Consider the following 17,132-nt stretch of genomic DNA (forward strand, 5'->3'; position numbering starts at 1 on the left):
CCGCCGTGCCGCGCTTCAAGCTCACCATCGAATATGACGGCGCGCCGTTTCGCGGCTGGCAGGTGCAGGAGAACGATCTCACCGTGCAGGGCGTGCTGGAGCAGGCGGCGAAGGCGCTCTGCGGCGAAGCCGTGCGCGTGCACGGAGCAGGCCGCACCGATGCCGGCGTGCATGCGAAAGGACAGGTCGCGCATATCGACCTGGCGAAGCCGTTCCGCACCGATCAGGTGCGCGATGCGATGAACGCGCATCTGCGGCCGCACCCGGTGGCGGTCCTGAGCGCCGAGCTCGTGCCGGAGACGTTCGAAGCACGCTTCTCGGCGATCAGGCGCCACTACCTCTATCGCATCGTCAACCGCCGGGCCGATCTGACGCTGGCGCTGGGTCAGGCATGGCGCGTGCCGAAGCCGCTCGATACCGACGCGATGCACGCGGCCGCGCAGCAGTTGCTCGGCAGGCACGATTTCACGACGTTCCGCGCCGCCGAGTGCCAGGCGAAGTCGCCGGAGAAGACGCTGGACCAGCTCGATGTGGTGCGCCACGGTGACGTCGTCAGCGTGATCACCTCGGCGCGCTCGTTCCTGCACAATCAGGTGCGCTCGATGGTCGGCTCGCTGGTTTGGGTCGGCGAAGGACGGTGGAGCAAGGCCGATCTGAAGCGGGCGCTCGATGCGAAGGATCGCACCGCTTGCGGTCCGGTGGCGCCGCCGGACGGGCTCTATCTGATGCGCGTCGACTACTAGTGGATCAAAAAAATTCGCACCAGCGTTTCCGCGAGTTCGTCGTGCGAATTTTTGATCCAGAATCGACACTAGAATCATAAATTTGCTAGTGTCCTTATCGAATCCGGAATTCGCTCTGAGCGTGCTGCAAAGTGCAGCAAACTTTGGATTCGGGACACTAGCCCACGATCGCCTTCAGCGCGTCCCAGAACAGGCTCTCGCCGCTCGCCACATTGGCGGTCCACTCGTGCGCGGCGAAGTCGTTGGCATCGTCGGTGATGAACTTGAAGGCGCGCCACGGCACGCCGAGCCGGTTGCAGACCAGCGCCACCGCATAGAGCTCCATGTCGACGAGATGGATGCCGTTCTCGATCAGCCAGGGATCGACGGTGGTGACGAAGCTGTCGCCGGTGCCGCAGACGATGCGACCGAAGCCCGATTCGAGAAACACCGGATCCTTTGAGAACGGCGTGGTGCCGCGCGGCGAGAGCGGCTCGGTCATCATGTCGCGCTGGACCACCTTGGCGATCTCCAACAGCCCGCTGAGTCCCTCGGAGATCTTGCCGGCGGTGCCGTAGTTGACCACCAGCACCGGCTTGGCTTTCAGGATGGCCTGTGCCGTCGCGAGCGCGGCATTGACCTTGCCGACGCCGGTATAGGCCACCTCGACGCCGGGCAGCGCGTTGCTGTCGGACAGTTCATCCCTCAGCGCCGCGAGGACGAGAATCTTGCCGCTCATGCGAAGTAGCGATCCAGGATGCCGCGATAGATCGTCGTCAGCCGCTCGAGATCCTTCACCGGAACGCGCTCGTCGATCTGGTGCATGGTCTGGCCGACCAGGCCGAATTCCAGCACCGGACAGTAATGCGAGATGAAGCGGGCGTCGGAGGTGCCGCCGCCGGTGTTGAGGTCCGGCTTGCGGCCGGTGATCTCGGCGATCGCGGCCACCACCATATCGGTGAACGGGCCGGGCTTGGTGATGAAGACGTTGGAGTTGGAGGGCTCCCACACGATGTGCTGGCGGATGCGGTTGCCCGCTGCCTTGGCGGCGCGGCTTTCGACCAGCTCCTTCAGCGACTCTTGCGTGTGCTCGCTGTTGTAGCGGATGTTGAAGCGGGCTCGCGCCTGCGCGGGGATCACGTTCCACGCCTTGTTGCCGACATCGATCGAGACGAACTCCAGGTTGGACGCCTGGAAATGCGCGTTGCCATGATCGAGCGGCTCCTCGTCGAGGGCGGTGATCAGCGCCGACAGGTCGGGCAGCGGGTTGGCCGCGCGGTGCGGATAGGCGACGTGGCCCTGGGTGCCATCCACGATCAGGGTGCCGGAGAGCGAGCCCCTACGGCCGACCTTGATGCAGTCGCCGAGCTCCTCGACATTGCTCGGCTCGCCGAGGATGCAGTGGTCGAATTTTTCGCCGCGCTCGGCTGCCCATTGCAAGAGCTTGATGGTGCCGTTCACCGCGACGTCTTCCTCGTCGCCGGTGATCAGGAACGAGATCGAGCCCTTCAGCTGGCCGCCATTGGCTTTCAGATAATCCAGCACGGCGGCGACCGAGCAGGCGATGCCGCCCTTCATGTCCACGGCGCCGCGGCCGTACATGACCCCGTCCTTCACCTCGCCGGAGAACGGCGGCAGCGTCCATGACGCTTCGTCGCCGGGCGGCACCACGTCGGTATGGCCTGCGAACATCAGGTGCGGCGCTGCGGTGCCGATGCGCGCATAGAGATTGTCGATGTCGGCTGTGCCGGGCTCGGAGAAGGTGACGCGGTGGGTCTCGAATCCGGCTTCTTTCAGCAGCGTCTCCAGCACGCCGAGCGCACCGGCATCGGCGGGCGTAACGGAGGGGCAGCGGACGAGATCGCGAAGGATGGAAAGACTGTCTGTCATGGCTCCTCCGCTTAACACAGGGCAGGTCCCGGCGTCATCAAACTGATATGCAGGGCTTGCTACCGGGTACAGGTTTTTGCGTTTCGACGGGCAGGAAGACGATGCGCGCCTCGGGAGCCGGCAAGACGCTTGTCGGTGCATTATGCGTTCTTTCGGTGGCCCAGCTCGCCGGCTGGGGCACCATCGGCCTGCCGGCCATCGTCGGCCGGACGATGGCCGCCGATCTGCATATGGACGTCGCCGCGGTGTTCGCGGGAACGACCGTGCTGTTCGTGGTGATGGGGCTGATCGCGCCATGGCTGGCGCAGCCATTCGTGCGGTTCGGCACCCGCCGGGTGATGGCTGCGGGGACGCTCGGCACGGCGCTGGGCCTGGTGGCGCTGGCGCTGGCGCGCGGGCCGGTGTCGTATTTCGCCGCCTGGGCCGTGCTCGGTATCGGCGGCGCGGCGACGCTGACGACTGCCGCGCATATTGCGCTGAACGAGATCGCCGGCCGCAGCGCCCGGAGTGCCATCGGCGCCCTGATGCTGGTGACGGGTCTGTCGTCGAGCGTGTTCTGGCCGATCACCGCCGTCCTGTCCGATGCGATCGGCTGGCGCGGGACATGTATCGTCTATGCGCTGGGGATGGCGATCGTCTGCTGCCCGCTGTACCTGTTCGGTTTGCCGCGCCCGGCAGCGGCGACAGATGTTGCGGACGCGCCGGCGCGGGTTGCCGCGCAGCCGCGCGCGCCCGTGGCGGCTGGCACGTTCTATCTCGTTCTCGCGGCGATCGTGCCGAACAGCTTCGTCACGTTCGGACTCGCCTCGGTGGTGATCGAGCTGTTGAAGGCGAAAGGCCTGCCGGCGGCGGAGGCGATTGCGTTCGGCTCGTCGCTCGGTGTGCTGCAGGTCAGCGGCCGGCTGATCGATTTTCTCGGCGGTGGCCGCTGGGACGGAGTGACCACCGGACTCCTGGCGGCGGCACTCCTGCCGCTGGCGCTGGCGGTGCTGCTGCTCGGTGGCGGCTCATATGCGACGGTTGCCGCATTCGTCGTGCTGTACGGACTTGCCAGCGGCGCGCTCGCCGTCGCGCGCGCGACCATTCCGCTCGTGTTCTACGATCAGGCCGATTACGCCAAGGCGGCCTCGCGGATCGCGCTGCCGCTGAATGTCATCTCCGCGCTGTCGCCGCCGATTCTTGCAAGCGTGCTCACGCGGTTCGGCAGCGGTGCGCTGCTTGGTCTGACGCTGCTGTGCTCATGCACGGCACTGCCGATGCTGATCCTGCTGGCGCGCCGCCGTCCTGCATGGGGCACCGCAGCCGGCGCGTAGCTGGAAAGCGTTAGCGCGCCAGCGGATCGGGCCCGTAGGCATTCGCACCCGCGGTTCCCTTCAGCAGTGCGATCTCGACAAAGCCCCAGAGCAAGATCGCGAGGCTCACGCCTGCGACCGCAAGCCCGCCGAAATCGTCGAGATACAGCCACGCGATACCGAGCGCGATCGGTACCAGCCAGTACAGCACGATCCACCAGGCCGAGCGGGCGCGGTCGTGCAGCCGCTTCACGGCGACCGCGAAGCCGGTCCACAGGCTGAAGGCGATCGCGGTGAATCCGCTGATGCCGAACAACAGGCTGATCCTGCTCAGGCCGTCGAAGCTTTCGACGCTGTCGCGCAGGATGTTGGCGAGAACGATGAAGGCGATCCAGACGACGATGTTGGCGAGGATCACCAGCCAGTATTTTGCGCGGTTCACTCGGCCGCCAAATCCGAAGAATGCGGTTTTCCAATTCATAGGTTTCATAAGTCACCTGCCTTAGCGGCCGGCAAGCTCGCTGCTTCGGGAGGTTCTGACAAGCAAAGCAATCGAAAATGTGTGTCTCCGCCGGACGTATTGAAGTGCGGTGGAGCAATAACTAAATCGTCCGCCCTTCGATGGCCGAGGGGCGGACGCTGGCAGCAATAGCGGTTGTGGGTGTGATCAGTCGCGCAGCAATTCGTTGATGCTGGTTTTGGCGCGGGTGCGCTCGTCGACGGTCTTGACGATCACCGCACAATAAAGTGAGGGGCCGGGCGCGCCGTTCGGCAGCGGTTTGCCGGGCAACGAACCCGGCACGACCACCGAATATTCGGGAACTTCGCCGATGTGGATCTCGCCGGTGTCGCGGTTGACGATCTTGGTCGAGGCGCCGAGGAACACGCCCATCGACAGCACCGCGCCCTTGCGCACGATCACGCCTTCGGCGACTTCCGACCGCGCGCCGATGAAGCAATCGTCTTCGATGATCACCGGTTCGGCCTGCAGCGGTTCGAGCACGCCGCCGATGCCGACGCCGCCGGAGATGTGCACGCGCTTGCCGATCTGCGCGCAGGAGCCGACCGTCGCCCAGGTGTCGACCATGGTGCTCTCGTCCACATAGGCGCCGAGGTTGACGAACGACGGCATCAGCACGACGTTGCGGGCGATGAAGGCGGAGCGGCGAACCACGGCGCCCGGCACCGCACGGAAGCCGGCGTCACGGAAGCGGTTCGGCCCCCAGCCTTCGAATTTGGAGGGCACCTTGTCCCACCAGGTCGCCTGACCCGGGCCGCCGGGAATCACGTCCATGTCGTTGAGGCGGAAGGAGAGCAGCACGGCCTTCTTCAGCCACTGATGCACCTTCCATTTGCCATCGGTCTGACGCTCGGCGACCCGCGCCTCGCCCTTGTCCATCAGCTCCAGCGCGGAATCGACCGCGTCGCGCACTTCGCCTTTCGTGGACGTGCTGACGGTGTCGCGCGCCTCGAAGGCATTGGTGACGGCGGCTTCCAGAGCAGTCGTGGACATTACAGTTTCCTTGGCAGGTGAGATTTGAAGAGACCGGCGGGCTTTTTCGGAAGTTAGGCCTGCGGAGTCAAGCCGAGCGCGTAGGTCCTCCCCGGCTGGCAGGGAAAGGGGGCGCCGAAATCAGGGCTGTTTTCGCGGCACCAGCGGGATCGCTGCGAGAAAGCCAGCCAGATTGTCGGTGACGTGATCGACATGGGCCGCGTCACGTCCTTCCAACTCCCATGGCTGCCGCTCCACTGCCCGGTTCGCCTCGGGCACGACCAGCACGGTGGTCATGCCGAAGCGGTGCGGCACCTCGAGATTGCGCGCGAGATCCTCGAACATCGCCGCGCGGGACGGCTCGATCGCATGCCGGGCGAAGAACCGCTGGTAGGTCGCGGCTGACGGCTTCGGCTCGAACTCGGCCTCGATGATGCCGAAGATGTCCTCGAAATGCGGGTCAATGCCGAGCCGCTTCAGCACAGCATTGGCATGCTCGCGGGTGCCGTTGGTGAGGATCAGCTTGCGCCCGGGCAGTTGCGCGATCGCAGTGCCGAGTGCCACGTCCGGCTGCAGCGGCGAATGGTCGATCGCATGCACGTAGTTCAGATAATCGTGGGCGTCGAGGCCGTGCTCGGTCATCAGCCCGCGCATCGTCGTGCCGTAGCGCCTGTAGAGATCCTTCTGCAGCAGGAAGGCTTCTTCCGGCGGCAGCTTGAGGAAATCGGCCACGTAGTCGCGGATGCGCACATCGACCTGCTGCCACAGGTTGATGTGATGCGGGTAGAGCGTGTTGTCGAGGTCGAACACCCATGTCTCGACGTGATCGAAGCCGCGCGCAGGAAAACCGGTCATCGGAGCCTTCATCGTCTCGTGTTGAGCCCGCGTGTGCCGCATCCTCGTCACGGCATTGTCAGGCGCAGCGTCTTGCCGTCCTCGCCAGCCAGATCGACGGAGCCGAAACCCGTGGATGCGAAGCCGCGCGTTCCGCAATCGCCCTGCTCGTTGATCTCGAACTTGCTGTCACGGGTGCAGAGCGTGGTCGGGCCACCCCATACCAACGGCTTGCCGGCCACCGCAATGCCGCGGCCCTCGGCATCGACCGCTTCGGCGAAGCTGAAGATGCGCTTCGGCTGCCCCGCGATGTCCGGGTGCAGGCATTTGCCCGGCTCGATGCGGTACCAGCCGCGGGTGACGATCGCTTTGCCGTCATCGGCGCCGATCGCTGCCATCACCCGGTGCGGAGTGTCGTTGCACCAGGTCAGTCCGTGCGTCGAGGGCGCCTGCACGGCGGCGATCATGGTGTCGAAGAAGGTCGGCGCATTCACCGTCTCCGCGGACAGGCTGCGGTCGCGCAGGAACTTGCCGAGCGCGTTCTGGGTCTTCGGCCCGTCGACGCCGTCGATCGGGGCCGCGTCGTAGCCGGCGATCACCAGCAGCCGCTGGATTGCCGCGAGCCGCGCCTGCTCGTCGTCGTATTCAGCGCCCTCGGCGAGATAGGCGACGGTGTGGCCGTCCGCGTCCAGAGCCGGTTTGACCTCGGAGAAGGCGGCCGCGGTCTGGCCGCTGCGGCAGTTGCGGGCGGCGGCGATGACGAAGTTGCCCTGGGCGATGCACAGGGTGTCGGAGCCGTTCTGCGGGGTCGGCGAGGCGCCATAGACGGCGAGCGCTCGCGCATGCAGCAGCAGGCGATCGGCATTGATGTTGCCCTGGGCGACCACGCGGCACTGCGCCGGATCGATCCGGAACCAGCCGCGAGTGGCGGTCGCGCCCTTGTCGTCGATGCCGATCGCAGCCTCGACCACGTAGCTCATGCGATTGCAGAGCTTGAGATCGGCGCGCGCGGGGCTGACGGAGGCGAGGCTCGCACCGAGGATCGCGAAGGCACCGGCGCACAGCGCCGTCGCGCCTCTGAGGAGGTCTGCGACGGACGCGCCGGGTTGGCTGCGGGCGATCACTTGTGGATCAGCGTACCGATGCCGTGGTTGGTGAACAGTTCGAGCAGCACCGCGTGCGGCGTCTTGCCGTCGATGATGACGACGCCCTCGACGCCTTTCTCCAGCGCGTAGATGCAGGTCTCGACCTTCGGGATCATGCCGCCGGAGATGGTGCCGTCGGCGATCAGACGGCGGGCGTCCTTGATCGACAGTTCCGGGATCAGCGTCTTTGACTTGTCGAGCACGCCCGGCACGTCGGTCAGCAGCAGCAGCCGCTTCGCCTTCAGCGCGCCGGCGACAGCGCCGGCGAACGTGTCGGCGTTGACGTTGAAGGTCTCGCCGTCCGCCGAGGCGGCGAGCGGCGCCAGCACGGGGATCAGCTCGTAGCCGATCAGCTGGTTCAGCAGCGTCAGGTCCACCTTCTGCGGCTCGCCGACGAAGCCGAGGTCGATGATCTTCTCGATGTTGGAATCGGGGTCGATCATGGTGCGGGTCGCCTTCTCGGCGACCACCATGTTGCCGTCCTTGCCGCACAGGCCGACGGCCTTGCCGCCCGCCTCGTTGATGTAGCCGACGATCTGCTTGTTGATCGATCCGGCCAGCACCATCTCGACGATCTCGATGGTGGCGGCGTCGGTGATGCGCAGGCCCTGCGCGAATTCCGACTTGATGCCGAGGCGCTTCAGCATCGAGGCGATCTGCGGACCGCCGCCATGCACCACCACCGGATTGATGGCGGTCTGTTCCAGCAGCACGATGTCACGGGCGAACTGCCGCGCCAGGCTCTCCTCGCCCATGGCGTGGCCGCCATACTTGATGACGATGGTTTCCTCGTCATAGCGCTGCATGTGCGGCAGCGCTTCGGAGAGGATGCGGGCCTGGTCGGCGGGAGCGATGGGGTCCGTCATGGAGCGGAATCTCTGCTGGCGGCGATGCGGGGCGGAACGGAAAACGTGCAGGCGCGGTTCTAGCCGATCCCCGCACCGGCGCAAAGCCGGTCATCCCGCCGGGCCGTGCATGCGGTGTCCCGCGCCGGTCATGTCCGATGGGCTGAACTAGTCTGCCGCGCGCTGCGGCCAGGCGGCGGCAATGGCGAGGGCGAGCCAGCTCGCGATCAAGATCGTGCCGCCGGTCGGTGCCGCCATCGGGAAGAAGCTATGGCCGGTGAATTGGCGCAGCGCGATGGTGCCGGAGAACAGGGCGGCGCCGAGCACGAAACCAGCGGCCGCGAGCAGGCCGAGATGGCGCTGCGCCAGCGTCTGCTCGGCGAGCAGCACGGCACCGATCACCGCCAGCGCGTGCAGCAGCAACAGCGTCGCTGCCGGCGCAAGGCTCTCCGCATGGGCCTGATGGGCGGCGAGGGCCGAGAGAACGACGCCGGCTGCGCCCATCAGGGCGGCGAGCGCGGCGAGCAGTTTGCAGGCGCCACGCATCAGCTTCGCTCCGCGACGAGTTGCATCATCGCCGCCCGCAGTTCCGGCATGCCGGTGCCGTTGCGGGATGACGTGGCGATGACGGAAGGGTAGGCGGCGGGATGCTTGGTCAGCGCGGCGGTGGTCTCGGCAATCCGTGCCTGCAGGTCGCTGGCCTTCACCTGGTCGGCCTTGGTCAGCACGATCTGGTAGCTGACGGCGGCGCGGTCGAAGGTCTTGAGGATGTCGAGATCGACGTCCTTGAAGCCGTGCCGGCTGTCGATCAGCACGTAGACGCGGCCAAGGGTAGCGCGGCCCTGCAGGTAGCGGTGGATCAGCTCGGTCCAGGCGGCGATCTTGGTCTTCGGCGCGGATGCATAGCCGTAGCCAGGCATATCGACCAGGCGCAGGCCGGACTTCGGCGGCCCTTCGAAGAAGATCAGCTCCTGGGTGCGGCCGGGCGTATGCGAGGTGCGCGCCAGCGCGTTGCGGCCGGTGAGCGCATTGATGAGGCTCGACTTGCCGACGTTGGAGCGGCCCGCGAAGGCGAGCTCAATGCCGCCCATCGGCGGCAGGATGTCGATGGTGGCGGCCGCGGCGATGAACTGCCAGTCGCCGGCGAAGATGCGCCGGGCGTGCTCGATCGCATCGTCAGAGAAGTCTTGGCTCATGCGGGCCTCTTAACACCGATGCGGCGGCGATGCACCCTTTCGCGTGCAGCAAGCCAGGCGCGAAACGAAAAAGCCCTCGCGTGCGGCGAGGGCTTTGCGATCTTGATGCTGGCTGCAGCGTCAACTCTGTGGTTTTCGCGCGAAGGTCGACTTGATGTTGTCGAACAGTTCGATCTTGGCGCCGTTCTTCTTCATGATGATGCCCTGCTGGATCACCGACAGCGTGTTGTTCCAGGCCCAGTAGATCACGAGACCGGCTGGGAACGAGGCCAGCATGAAGGTGAAGATCAGCGGCATCCAGTCGAAGATCATCTTCTGGGTCGGATCCGGCGGGGCCGGATTGAGCTTCATCTGCACCCACATCGTGATGCCCATGATGATCGGCCAGATGCCGAGTACCAGATAATGGCCGAGCACCGGAACCTGGCTCGGATCGTAGGGGATCAGGCCGAACAGGGTGAACAGGTTGGTCGGGTCGGGCGCGGACAGATCCTTGATCCAGCCGAAGAACGGCGCGTGCCGCATTTCGATGGTGACGAACAGCACCTTGTAGAGCGCGAAGAACACCGGAATCTGGATCAGGATCGGCAGACAGCCGGCGACCGGATTGATCTTCTCGCGCTTGTACAGCGCCATCATTTCCTGCTGCTGCTTCACCTTGTCGTCGGGATAGCGCTCGCGCAGCGCCATCATCTCCGGCTGCACATTCTTCATCTTCGCCATCGAGGCGTAGGACTTGTTGGCCAACGGGAAGAAGATCAGCTTGATCAGCACCGTCACCAGCAGGATCGCGATACCGAAGTTGCCGACCAGGCGATACAGGTAGTCGATCGCCCAGAACATCGGCTTGGTGATGAAGTAGAACCAGCCCCAGTCGATCAGCAGCTCGAAGCGGTTGAGCTTGAGCTGCTTGTCATAGGCGTCGATCAGCGGCGTTTCCTTGGCGCCGGCGAACAGCCGCGCGCCGGCAGTGCCGGTGGCGCCCGGCGCGATCGTCTGCGCATCGAGCAGATAGTCCGCCTGATAGTTCTTGGAGGTGCCGACCGGCGTGGAGGAGAAGCGCGCCTGCAGATTTGCGGTGGTGTCGGGCAGCAGCGTCGCCGCCCAGTATTTGTCGGTCAGGCCGAGCCAGCCGTTGGTGACCTTGAAGGAGAGCGACTTCTTCTCGTCGGCAACCTTATACGTCACCTCCTGCAGGCCCTGATCACCGAGCACGCCGATCATGCCCTCGTGCAGGATGTAGAAGCCTTCGACATGCGGGGTGCCGTGACGCGAAATCAGCGCGAACGGGTACAGCGTCACCGGCGCCGAGCCATTGTTGGTGACGTCGTCCTTGATGGTGAACAGGTAGTTGTCGTCGATGGTGATGGTGCGGCGGAAGGTGAGGCCCTCGCCGTTGTCGTAGGTCAGGGTCACCGGCGTCGTCGCGGTCAGCGTGCCGGAGCCTTCCTGCTTCCATTCGGTGTTGGCGTCGGGAAGCTTCGCGCTGGTTCCGCTGGCGCCGACCCAGCCGAATTCGGCGTAGTAGGGCTGCGGCGAGCCGGATGGCGAGAGCAGGGTGATCGGCGCCGACTTCGGATCGACGGTGACGCGATATTGCGTGAGCGAGAGATCGTCGATGCGGCCGCCCTTCAGCGACAGGCTGCCGGAGACGCGCGGCGTTTCGATCTTCACCCGCGGCGCGGCGGCAAGCGCTGCATCACGCGAGACGAAGGTGGTCGGCGACGGCTGCTGCGACGGCTGGCTCGGCTGCGCCGGAGTGGTGCCGGGCTGGGGCGCCTGGCCCGCATCCGGCGCCGGCGTGTTGGGCGCTTGCGCCTGCTGTTGCACCTGCTGCTGCGCCTTTTGCGCGGCCTGCTGCTTCTCCATCTGCGGCACGACGAAGAAATACTGCCAGGCGATCAGCACGATGCCGGACAAGATGACAGCGAGAATCGTATTGCGGTGATCGTTCATCCGGTGTCTCGGTTCAGCCCGCGGCTTGCGGCGTTGCGGTCGCGCGCTTCGTTAATTGTCGATCGAGCCGCGTCAGCGCGGTCTCGAAATCTTGCAGCATGGTCTCGAAGCCCCGGCTGAGCGCCGCCCGCCGGCCGATCAGCACATAATCGCAATGGGGCCGCATAAAAGAGAGGCCATTTCGCCTCACCATGTCGCGCAGCCGGCGCCGCACGCGATTACGCTCCACCGCCGTTCCAACCTTCTTGGAGACGGTGAAGCCAATCCGGACGGGACCAGGATCGCGGCGGGTGCGGGCCTGAACGGTGAAGGCCGGAGCCGAGAAGCGGACTCCTGCGGCAGCGGCCAGAAAATCAGCCCGCTGCCTCAGTCGATCCATCGGAAATAGGCCTTGGTTCGGCTCAGGCGCTCAGGCGCTTGCGGCCGCGGGCGCGACGGGCGGCCAGAACCTTACGGCCGCCGGTGGTGGCGAGGCGGGCGCGGAAGCCATGGCGGCGCTTGCGCACGAGTTTGCTGGGTTGATAGGTCCGCTTCACGGGTCGTACTCCGCTGGCCGGCTAAATTGCCTGAGTGTGAGATTAAGTCCCTGTGGTTTCAGCCAAAATTCAGCCGAGAGGGCGAAGCCGGACGATCACGGGACAGTTGGCGCGGCTTATACGGGAGAGGGCGGTTTTCGTCAATCGAACAGCGTTATTCCGGATTGCCGCGCTCGCGCAAAAAGCGGCAAAGTCGGAAAGCCTTACTTATATTTAAGGAAACCGCCGCGGGTTCGCCGCCTTTGTCCGTGAATGGGAGGGTTGGGGGATTCGCCGGGCCGGTGCGGCACGAGCGGCGATAAGGGGCTCAGGGTCGACGCGATGTCACTCTTGCAGGACGGTAATGGGGAGAGGGCTCCCCGCAGGGTGAGATTCCTGTCATGGCGGCGGCTCGGTCTATCGGGCAAGCTGCTGTTGCTGACCATTCCCCTGGTGATGATCGCCGAAGTGCTCGTTTACGTACCGTCGATCGCCAATTTCTATCAGAATCGGCTGAATGACCGGCTGGCGGCCGCCAACACCGCGGCGCTGGTGCTCGATGCCGCGCCGAGCGGCATGGTTCCCGATTCGCTGGCGCGGCAGATCCTGGACAGCATCGGCGCGCGCGCCGTCGCCATCAAGCACGGCCAGCAGCGGCGGCTGCTGGCGATCGCCGACATGCCGATGCCGGTCGAGCGCGACGTCGATATGCGGACGATGATGATGGGCACCGCGATCTACGATGCGTTCGAGATGATGCTGACCAAGGCGGAAGGCTCGATTCGCATCGTCGGCCCCACCTCCGCCGGCGGGCAGTTCATCGAGGTGGTGGTGGACGAGCAGCCGCTGCGCCGCTCGATGTATCGCTTCTCGATCAACCTGCTGCTGTCGTCGCTCGGCATCTCGATTCTGACCGCGGGGCTGATCTATCTCGCGCTGCATTACCTGTTCGTGCGGCCGATGCGGCGTGTCACCGCCAACCTCGTCGCCTTCCACGCCGAACCGGAGAACCCGGCGCGAATCATCACGCCGACCGATCGCGCCGACGAAATCGGCCAGGCCGAGCGTGAACTCGCCGACATGCAGCACGACCTGGTGTCGATGCTGCATCAGAAGAGCCGGCTCGCGGCGCTGGGCCTTGCGGTGTCCAAGATCAACCATGACTTGCGCAACCTCTTGGCCTCGGCGCAGCTCATCTCCGACCAGCTCGCCACCGTGCCCGATCCGCGCGTGCAGCGGTTCGCGCCGAAGCTCGTGCGCTCGCTGGAACGGGCGATCGCGTTCTGCCAATCCACTCTTTCCTATGGCCGGGCGCAGGAGGCCGCACCCGACCGCCGCATCGTCGCGCTCGATCCGATCGCCGCGGAGGTGCGCGAATCGCTCGGGCTCGCCGCCGACACCGCAATCGCCTGGGTCAGCCATATCGAGCGCGGCATGACGGTGGACGCCGACCCGGATCAGCTGTTTCGCGTGCTGCTGAATCTGGCGCGCAACGCGGCGCAGGCGCTCGAGCAGCGCGCCCCCGACGAGGCGACCGGGAGCCAGATCCGGATGCTCGCCAAGCGGGAAGGGATCGTCAGCATCATCGAAATCTCCGATAACGGACCGGGCGTGCCGCCAAGGGCGCGCGAACACCTGTTCGAGGCGTTTCAGAGCTCGGCCAGGCCGGGCGGCACCGGGCTCGGCCTCACCATCGCCGCCGAGCTGGTGCGGGCCCATGGCGGGCAGATCCGGTTGGTGGACAGCAACATCGGCGCGACCTTCCGGATCGAGATTCCCGACCGGCCGGTGGAACTGCATGCGCCGCGCGGCAGCGAGCGCGCCAGCGCCTGAGGATTTGCGGGTTTTGCCGGCGTTTTCGCCGGCTTCGCGCCGGGGCGGGATGGCCGGGGCGAGAATCCGGCCGGCTTGATGACAGAATAGCGTCAGTTCGCCGTCCGAATGCCTTGCCAATCCGGAGTTTAGCCGTTAGCTATGGCCCGCTTTCGGCGCCACGCCGTCAGCCCGCTTTCCGGCCTTGGACTTCAGGGCCTTCCAAGCGACAACGCGCCCGTAGCTCAGCTGGATAGAGCATCAGACTACGAATCTGAGGGTCGGACGTTCGAATCGTTCCGGGCGCGCCAAACCCCGCCGAATCTACGATTTTCTGCGATCCGTTAAGCGGGACTACGCCGAAGGAAATTCATCGTCGTATGAGAAGCGGTGCTCGGTGGCATTCGGCGTTCGCATCGGTGCATTGCCCTTCGACGGGTCGCCAATGCATTGATAGTGATCAAGCGCCTGGAACGGACGTCCAGACGTGACCATAAAGCGGAACTTGCCCCTGCGGTCCGCGGCGTTCCACGTGGACTTCATTCGATTCCCCTTAGCTTAAGATCGTAAATGCCCAAATTGCTCGCCAGTAGGCTGCCGTCACCCAGTCGGTTGAGTGCGACAAAGCCAGCGCGTTCGAAGATCGACCAGATGTTCCGCTCCGCCCGCGACAGCCAGAGTTGGATGGCGAGCAGGCGCCGGCTCATTAGGCGGCAACTCTCCACGTCGAGATCACCCGGCCACGCGCCCTCGTGAAAAAGGCGATGGATGAAGTAGTCCCGCTTGTCCTTAATCCACGTCAGATAGCGGATGTCGGCCTCGGCGACATCGTGCCGCTTGAGGATTTTAATGAGCGACCCGAGGGTCGATCCTTGCAACAGAGCCCTCTTCGAAGCGACTGCGCCCAACGCTCCGAGTCCGCGCCCAGCACTTTTTCGAGCCTCACGCGGTCGCACATGTGCATCGCACTGATCAGCATGTCTTCGAACTTGCCCACGGCCAAGTACGTCCCGGCCATCTCCTGGCAATAGAGAAACCGGGCCAGATGAAGTTCGGACATGCCGTCGATAAGGTCGCGAAGCTGCGCCTTCGTAAGGTCGGGTGTGAACATCTACGGGCACCGCAATCGTTGATTGAGCATGTCAGCTTGGCATTATCCTGTGTAGATTAGGGCCATGGCGAAGAATCCCAACAATCGGCTCGAACGCTGGGAGGTAGCGATCATCAAAGCGATGATAGCGACACCCCCTCGGAAGAACGACCAGGATATCCTGGCGTACTTCACGCGGCCAACCCGCTCCATCAATCACGGGCGGATCAAGGACATTCGCGATAGGAAGACCCATACCGGCATCGCGCCTGCAAGCGCCGAGGAGCTGGCCGCGTTCCTCGAGGCTTGGCCCAACGTTGACGGCAACGGCCTGCACCTGATCGGGGACGAACTGCTGATCAAGGCGCGCGAGGCGATGCTGCATGCGGTCCAAGGGTTCAATAACCCGCGGGCCCACTTTAAGTCCGAGGTGTTCATCGTCACGGCGGTGATCGCTTGGACCTATCTGATGCACGCCCACTTCAAACGCGTCGGCGTCGATTACCGGCACCGGGACCGGCGCACGGGGGACGTCCTGAAGACTCGCCATGGCGCCGACAAGCATTGGGAGCTGGAGCATTGCCTGGGCGACGCCGCCTGCCCGCTTGACGAGGCGGCCAAGGCGAACCTCAAGTTCCTGATCGAGATCCGCCACGAAATCGAACACCAGATGACGCGCCGCATTGACGACCTGATTAGTGCTAAGCTCCAAGCCTGCTGCTTGAACTTCAACGCGGCGCTGAAGGCAATGTTCGGGGCTGAATACGGTCTGGACCGCGAACTCGGCCTCGCCCTGCAATTCGCTGGCATCGCCAAGTCGCAGCGCGATCTCTTGCTGAAGGAAACAGACCTGCCGGCGCATTTGATCGCAGCGCACACCGCCTATGAAGATGGCCTGCCGGAGGCTGTGATCCGCGACCCGAAGTACGCTTATCGCGTCGCCTACGTGGAGCGGTCGGTCAATTCTAAGGGTAAGGCCGACCAGGTCATCGAGTTCATCCGACCGGACTCGGCGGAGGGGCAGGAGATCGCCCGAGTGCTGGTCAAGGAGTCAGAGCGTAAGAAGTACAAACCGAAGGATATCATCGAGCTCATGCAGCGAGAGGGTCATCCCGACTTCAGAGGGTCATCCCGACTTCAACCAGCACGCGCATCAACTCCTCTGGAAAGCGGCCGACGCTAAGAACCCCGCCCACAAGTTCGGTGTCGAACTCCGGCCGGGCGACTGGTGGTGGTACGACAAGTGGGTGGACCATGTGCGCACCCGACTCATGGCCCGATGATTGCGCGGTCCTGGGAGAGAGTGTCTTCAAGCTCTATGAGCTGGTGCCGCCACCAATAGACGGCTTGGCGAAACAGCTGGAACGCGTCCTTACCGTCCGCGAACTCCACGTGATACCCATCCTCATCTGGTACAAGCTTGGCGCCAAACGAGTACGTTTTCAGAAGGTTATTCCTCTCCTTCTCGATGAACTCCCAGAATATCCACGAACCCTCGCGATCTGAGTTGAATCGCTGCCACAGGTTGCCAATCGCTTGGGAATGCTCAGTGGAGGATTTCGCGTCGACCTTTGCCAAGACATGGCCGATAGTCCTCAGGAGTGCGACCCCAGCTACCCAGTACAGGCGCCATTCCGGGAGTTCCTCATCTCCGTCCGCGACGTCAGAATTCTGGAAATGGAAGAGAATGCCAACGCAGTCCCAGAAGGGATCCCATCCCTTGAGCGTCTGCGTCGGCGGGCTGCGAGTGAAAATATCGCCTGTGACATAGTCAATCATCGGCACCTGCGCTGAAGTTATCCACCCGGCCCTGCGATTGCGGAGCAGTAGGCTTGGCCACAGAGAGTTCCGTCCACTCGGGCTCGTGAAGATAGAGCCATGAAGCGGATTTTTCGAAGGTCAGCCAAGAGGCATGATCGATCTTCCCTTTCTCCGCACAGTCGACGTAACTGCGATAGAGCGATCTGCAGTTGGTCGTAGTAGCTTTTGGCGAGCGTCGGATGCTCTCGGCGACACTCGCGCGTTGACGGCTACAACATCATAGTGCCCCAGCGGAGACGTAGTTATCAGTTTCATCCACGCTGGGGCGCCATTTCCTGTATGAAACCGCGACCTGAGCCCATCTCCCGTTCCGAGAAGGCCTTGCGCATGGACGGCGATCACACGATCGCAGTTGTTGCCGGGAGAGGTCAGAGTGGCCGGCGTGATGATGTCGGTCCATGGCCAAGTTTCAGTCCATGGCCGATAGCCAGGTTTCAAGAAGGCTACGTCAACCCTTGCTGTCGCGTCGCGAAGGAGCTCGTTGGCCTGTCCACTTCGGAGCAGGAGCGTCTTGAGGGCGGC

18 protein-coding genes and 1 tRNA gene are annotated in these 17,132 nt (G+C 64.4%); 5 read left to right on the forward strand and 14 right to left on the reverse strand.

The features are described from left to right. The first annotated feature begins 5 nt into the window (after positions 1-5). Entirely contained in the window at positions 6-743 is a 738-nt protein-coding gene (truA, locus tag X566_RS11275; RefSeq protein WP_034466235.1) for a tRNA pseudouridine(38-40) synthase TruA, read from the forward strand. Positions 744-900: 157 nt separating this feature from the next. Here the strand turns inward: truA and X566_RS11280 are convergent, their stop codons facing one another. Both X566_RS11280 and dapE read right to left on the reverse strand, forming a co-directional pair. Then, positions 901-1,461, reverse strand: coding sequence for a 5'-methylthioadenosine nucleosidase (locus tag X566_RS11280; protein ID WP_034466237.1), 561 nt, complete (start codon positions 1,459-1,461; stop codon positions 901-903). Then, positions 1,458-2,612: a succinyl-diaminopimelate desuccinylase gene (dapE, locus tag X566_RS11285; protein ID WP_034466252.1), complete on the reverse strand. Its 1,155-nt coding sequence runs from the start codon at positions 2,610-2,612 to the stop codon at positions 1,458-1,460. Before dapE ends, X566_RS11280 begins: the two co-directional genes overlap by 4 nt. Before the next feature lie 101 nt (positions 2,613-2,713). On the opposite strand from dapE, the gene X566_RS11290 reads away from it, so the two are divergent. Then, the gene (locus X566_RS11290; RefSeq protein WP_034466254.1) at positions 2,714-3,925 is read left to right on the forward strand and encodes an MFS transporter; all 1,212 of its coding nucleotides are present in this window, start codon (positions 2,714-2,716) and stop codon (positions 3,923-3,925) included. Between the two features lie 10 nt (positions 3,926-3,935). On the opposite strand, the gene X566_RS11295 is transcribed toward X566_RS11290, so the two are convergent. The 10 genes from X566_RS11295 to rpmH form a co-directional block, all read right to left on the reverse strand. Further along, entirely contained in the window at positions 3,936-4,394 is a 459-nt protein-coding gene (locus X566_RS11295) for a DUF805 domain-containing protein (RefSeq protein ID WP_081740140.1), read from the reverse strand. Positions 4,395-4,571: 177 nt separating this feature from the next. Then, positions 4,572-5,417: a 2,3,4,5-tetrahydropyridine-2,6-dicarboxylate N-succinyltransferase gene (gene dapD, locus X566_RS11300; protein WP_034466257.1), complete on the reverse strand. Its 846-nt coding sequence runs from the start codon at positions 5,415-5,417 to the stop codon at positions 4,572-4,574. A gap of 120 nt (positions 5,418-5,537) precedes the next feature. Beyond that, the gene (locus tag X566_RS11305) at positions 5,538-6,251 is read right to left on the reverse strand and encodes a pyrimidine 5'-nucleotidase (RefSeq protein ID WP_034468393.1); all 714 of its coding nucleotides are present in this window, start codon (positions 6,249-6,251) and stop codon (positions 5,538-5,540) included. Positions 6,252-6,298: 47 nt separating this feature from the next. Then, positions 6,299-7,294 carry a DUF1036 domain-containing protein gene (locus tag X566_RS11310; protein WP_034468394.1) on the reverse strand — a complete coding sequence of 332 codons (996 nt, stop codon included), beginning with the start codon at positions 7,292-7,294 and terminating at the stop codon, positions 6,299-6,301. Between the two features lie 56 nt (positions 7,295-7,350). After that, positions 7,351-8,241: an acetylglutamate kinase gene (gene argB / locus X566_RS11315; protein WP_034466258.1), complete on the reverse strand. Its 891-nt coding sequence runs from the start codon at positions 8,239-8,241 to the stop codon at positions 7,351-7,353. Between the two features lie 147 nt (positions 8,242-8,388). Further along, positions 8,389-8,766: a DUF423 domain-containing protein gene (locus X566_RS11320; RefSeq protein ID WP_034466263.1), complete on the reverse strand. Its 378-nt coding sequence runs from the start codon at positions 8,764-8,766 to the stop codon at positions 8,389-8,391. Beyond that, complete coding sequence (gene yihA / locus X566_RS11325) at positions 8,766-9,416, reverse strand: ribosome biogenesis GTP-binding protein YihA/YsxC (RefSeq protein ID WP_034466265.1); 651 nt, start codon at positions 9,414-9,416, stop codon at positions 8,766-8,768. The genes X566_RS11320 and yihA overlap by 1 nt, the downstream gene beginning before the upstream one ends. Before the next feature lie 120 nt (positions 9,417-9,536). Then, on the reverse strand, positions 9,537-11,372 hold the full coding sequence (yidC, locus tag X566_RS11330; protein ID WP_034466267.1) for a membrane protein insertase YidC: 1,836 nt from the start codon (positions 11,370-11,372) through the stop codon (positions 9,537-9,539). Positions 11,373-11,385: 13 nt separating this feature from the next. Next, on the reverse strand, positions 11,386-11,751 hold the full coding sequence (gene rnpA, locus X566_RS11335) for a ribonuclease P protein component (RefSeq protein ID WP_034466269.1): 366 nt from the start codon (positions 11,749-11,751) through the stop codon (positions 11,386-11,388). A 22-nt stretch (positions 11,752-11,773) separates the two neighbouring features. Beyond that, positions 11,774-11,908 carry a 50S ribosomal protein L34 gene (rpmH, locus tag X566_RS11340; RefSeq protein ID WP_006609582.1) on the reverse strand — a complete coding sequence of 45 codons (135 nt, stop codon included), beginning with the start codon at positions 11,906-11,908 and terminating at the stop codon, positions 11,774-11,776. 435 nt (positions 11,909-12,343) lie between these two features. Here rpmH and X566_RS11345 point away from each other — a divergent pair, with 435 nt between their 5' ends. Continuing rightward, positions 12,344-13,720, forward strand: a complete 1,377-nt coding sequence (locus tag X566_RS11345) for an ATP-binding protein (RefSeq protein WP_244434784.1) — start codon at positions 12,344-12,346, stop codon at positions 13,718-13,720. Between the two features lie 213 nt (positions 13,721-13,933). Beyond that, positions 13,934-14,010, forward strand: a tRNA-Arg gene (locus X566_RS11350). Positions 14,011-14,238: 228 nt separating this feature from the next. Here X566_RS11350 and X566_RS11360 read toward each other — a convergent pair. Further along, positions 14,239-14,577, reverse strand: coding sequence for a hypothetical protein (locus X566_RS11360; RefSeq protein WP_152539848.1), 339 nt, complete (start codon positions 14,575-14,577; stop codon positions 14,239-14,241). A 297-nt stretch (positions 14,578-14,874) separates the two neighbouring features. Between X566_RS11360 and X566_RS11365 the strand changes: the two genes are divergently transcribed. Beyond that, entirely contained in the window at positions 14,875-15,972 is a 1,098-nt protein-coding gene (locus tag X566_RS11365) for a DUF3644 domain-containing protein (protein ID WP_244434721.1), read from the forward strand. A gap of 86 nt (positions 15,973-16,058) precedes the next feature. On the opposite strand, the gene X566_RS11370 is transcribed toward X566_RS11365, so the two are convergent. After that, a complete protein-coding gene (locus tag X566_RS11370; protein WP_034466277.1) occupies positions 16,059-16,568 on the reverse strand; it encodes a hypothetical protein in 510 nt (169 codons plus the stop codon). Positions 16,569-17,132: the final 564 nt, after the last annotated feature.

The sequence above is a fragment of the Afipia sp. P52-10 genome, assembly GCF_000516555.1.
In the GTDB taxonomy this organism is placed as follows: Bacteria; Pseudomonadota; Alphaproteobacteria; order Rhizobiales; family Xanthobacteraceae; genus P52-10.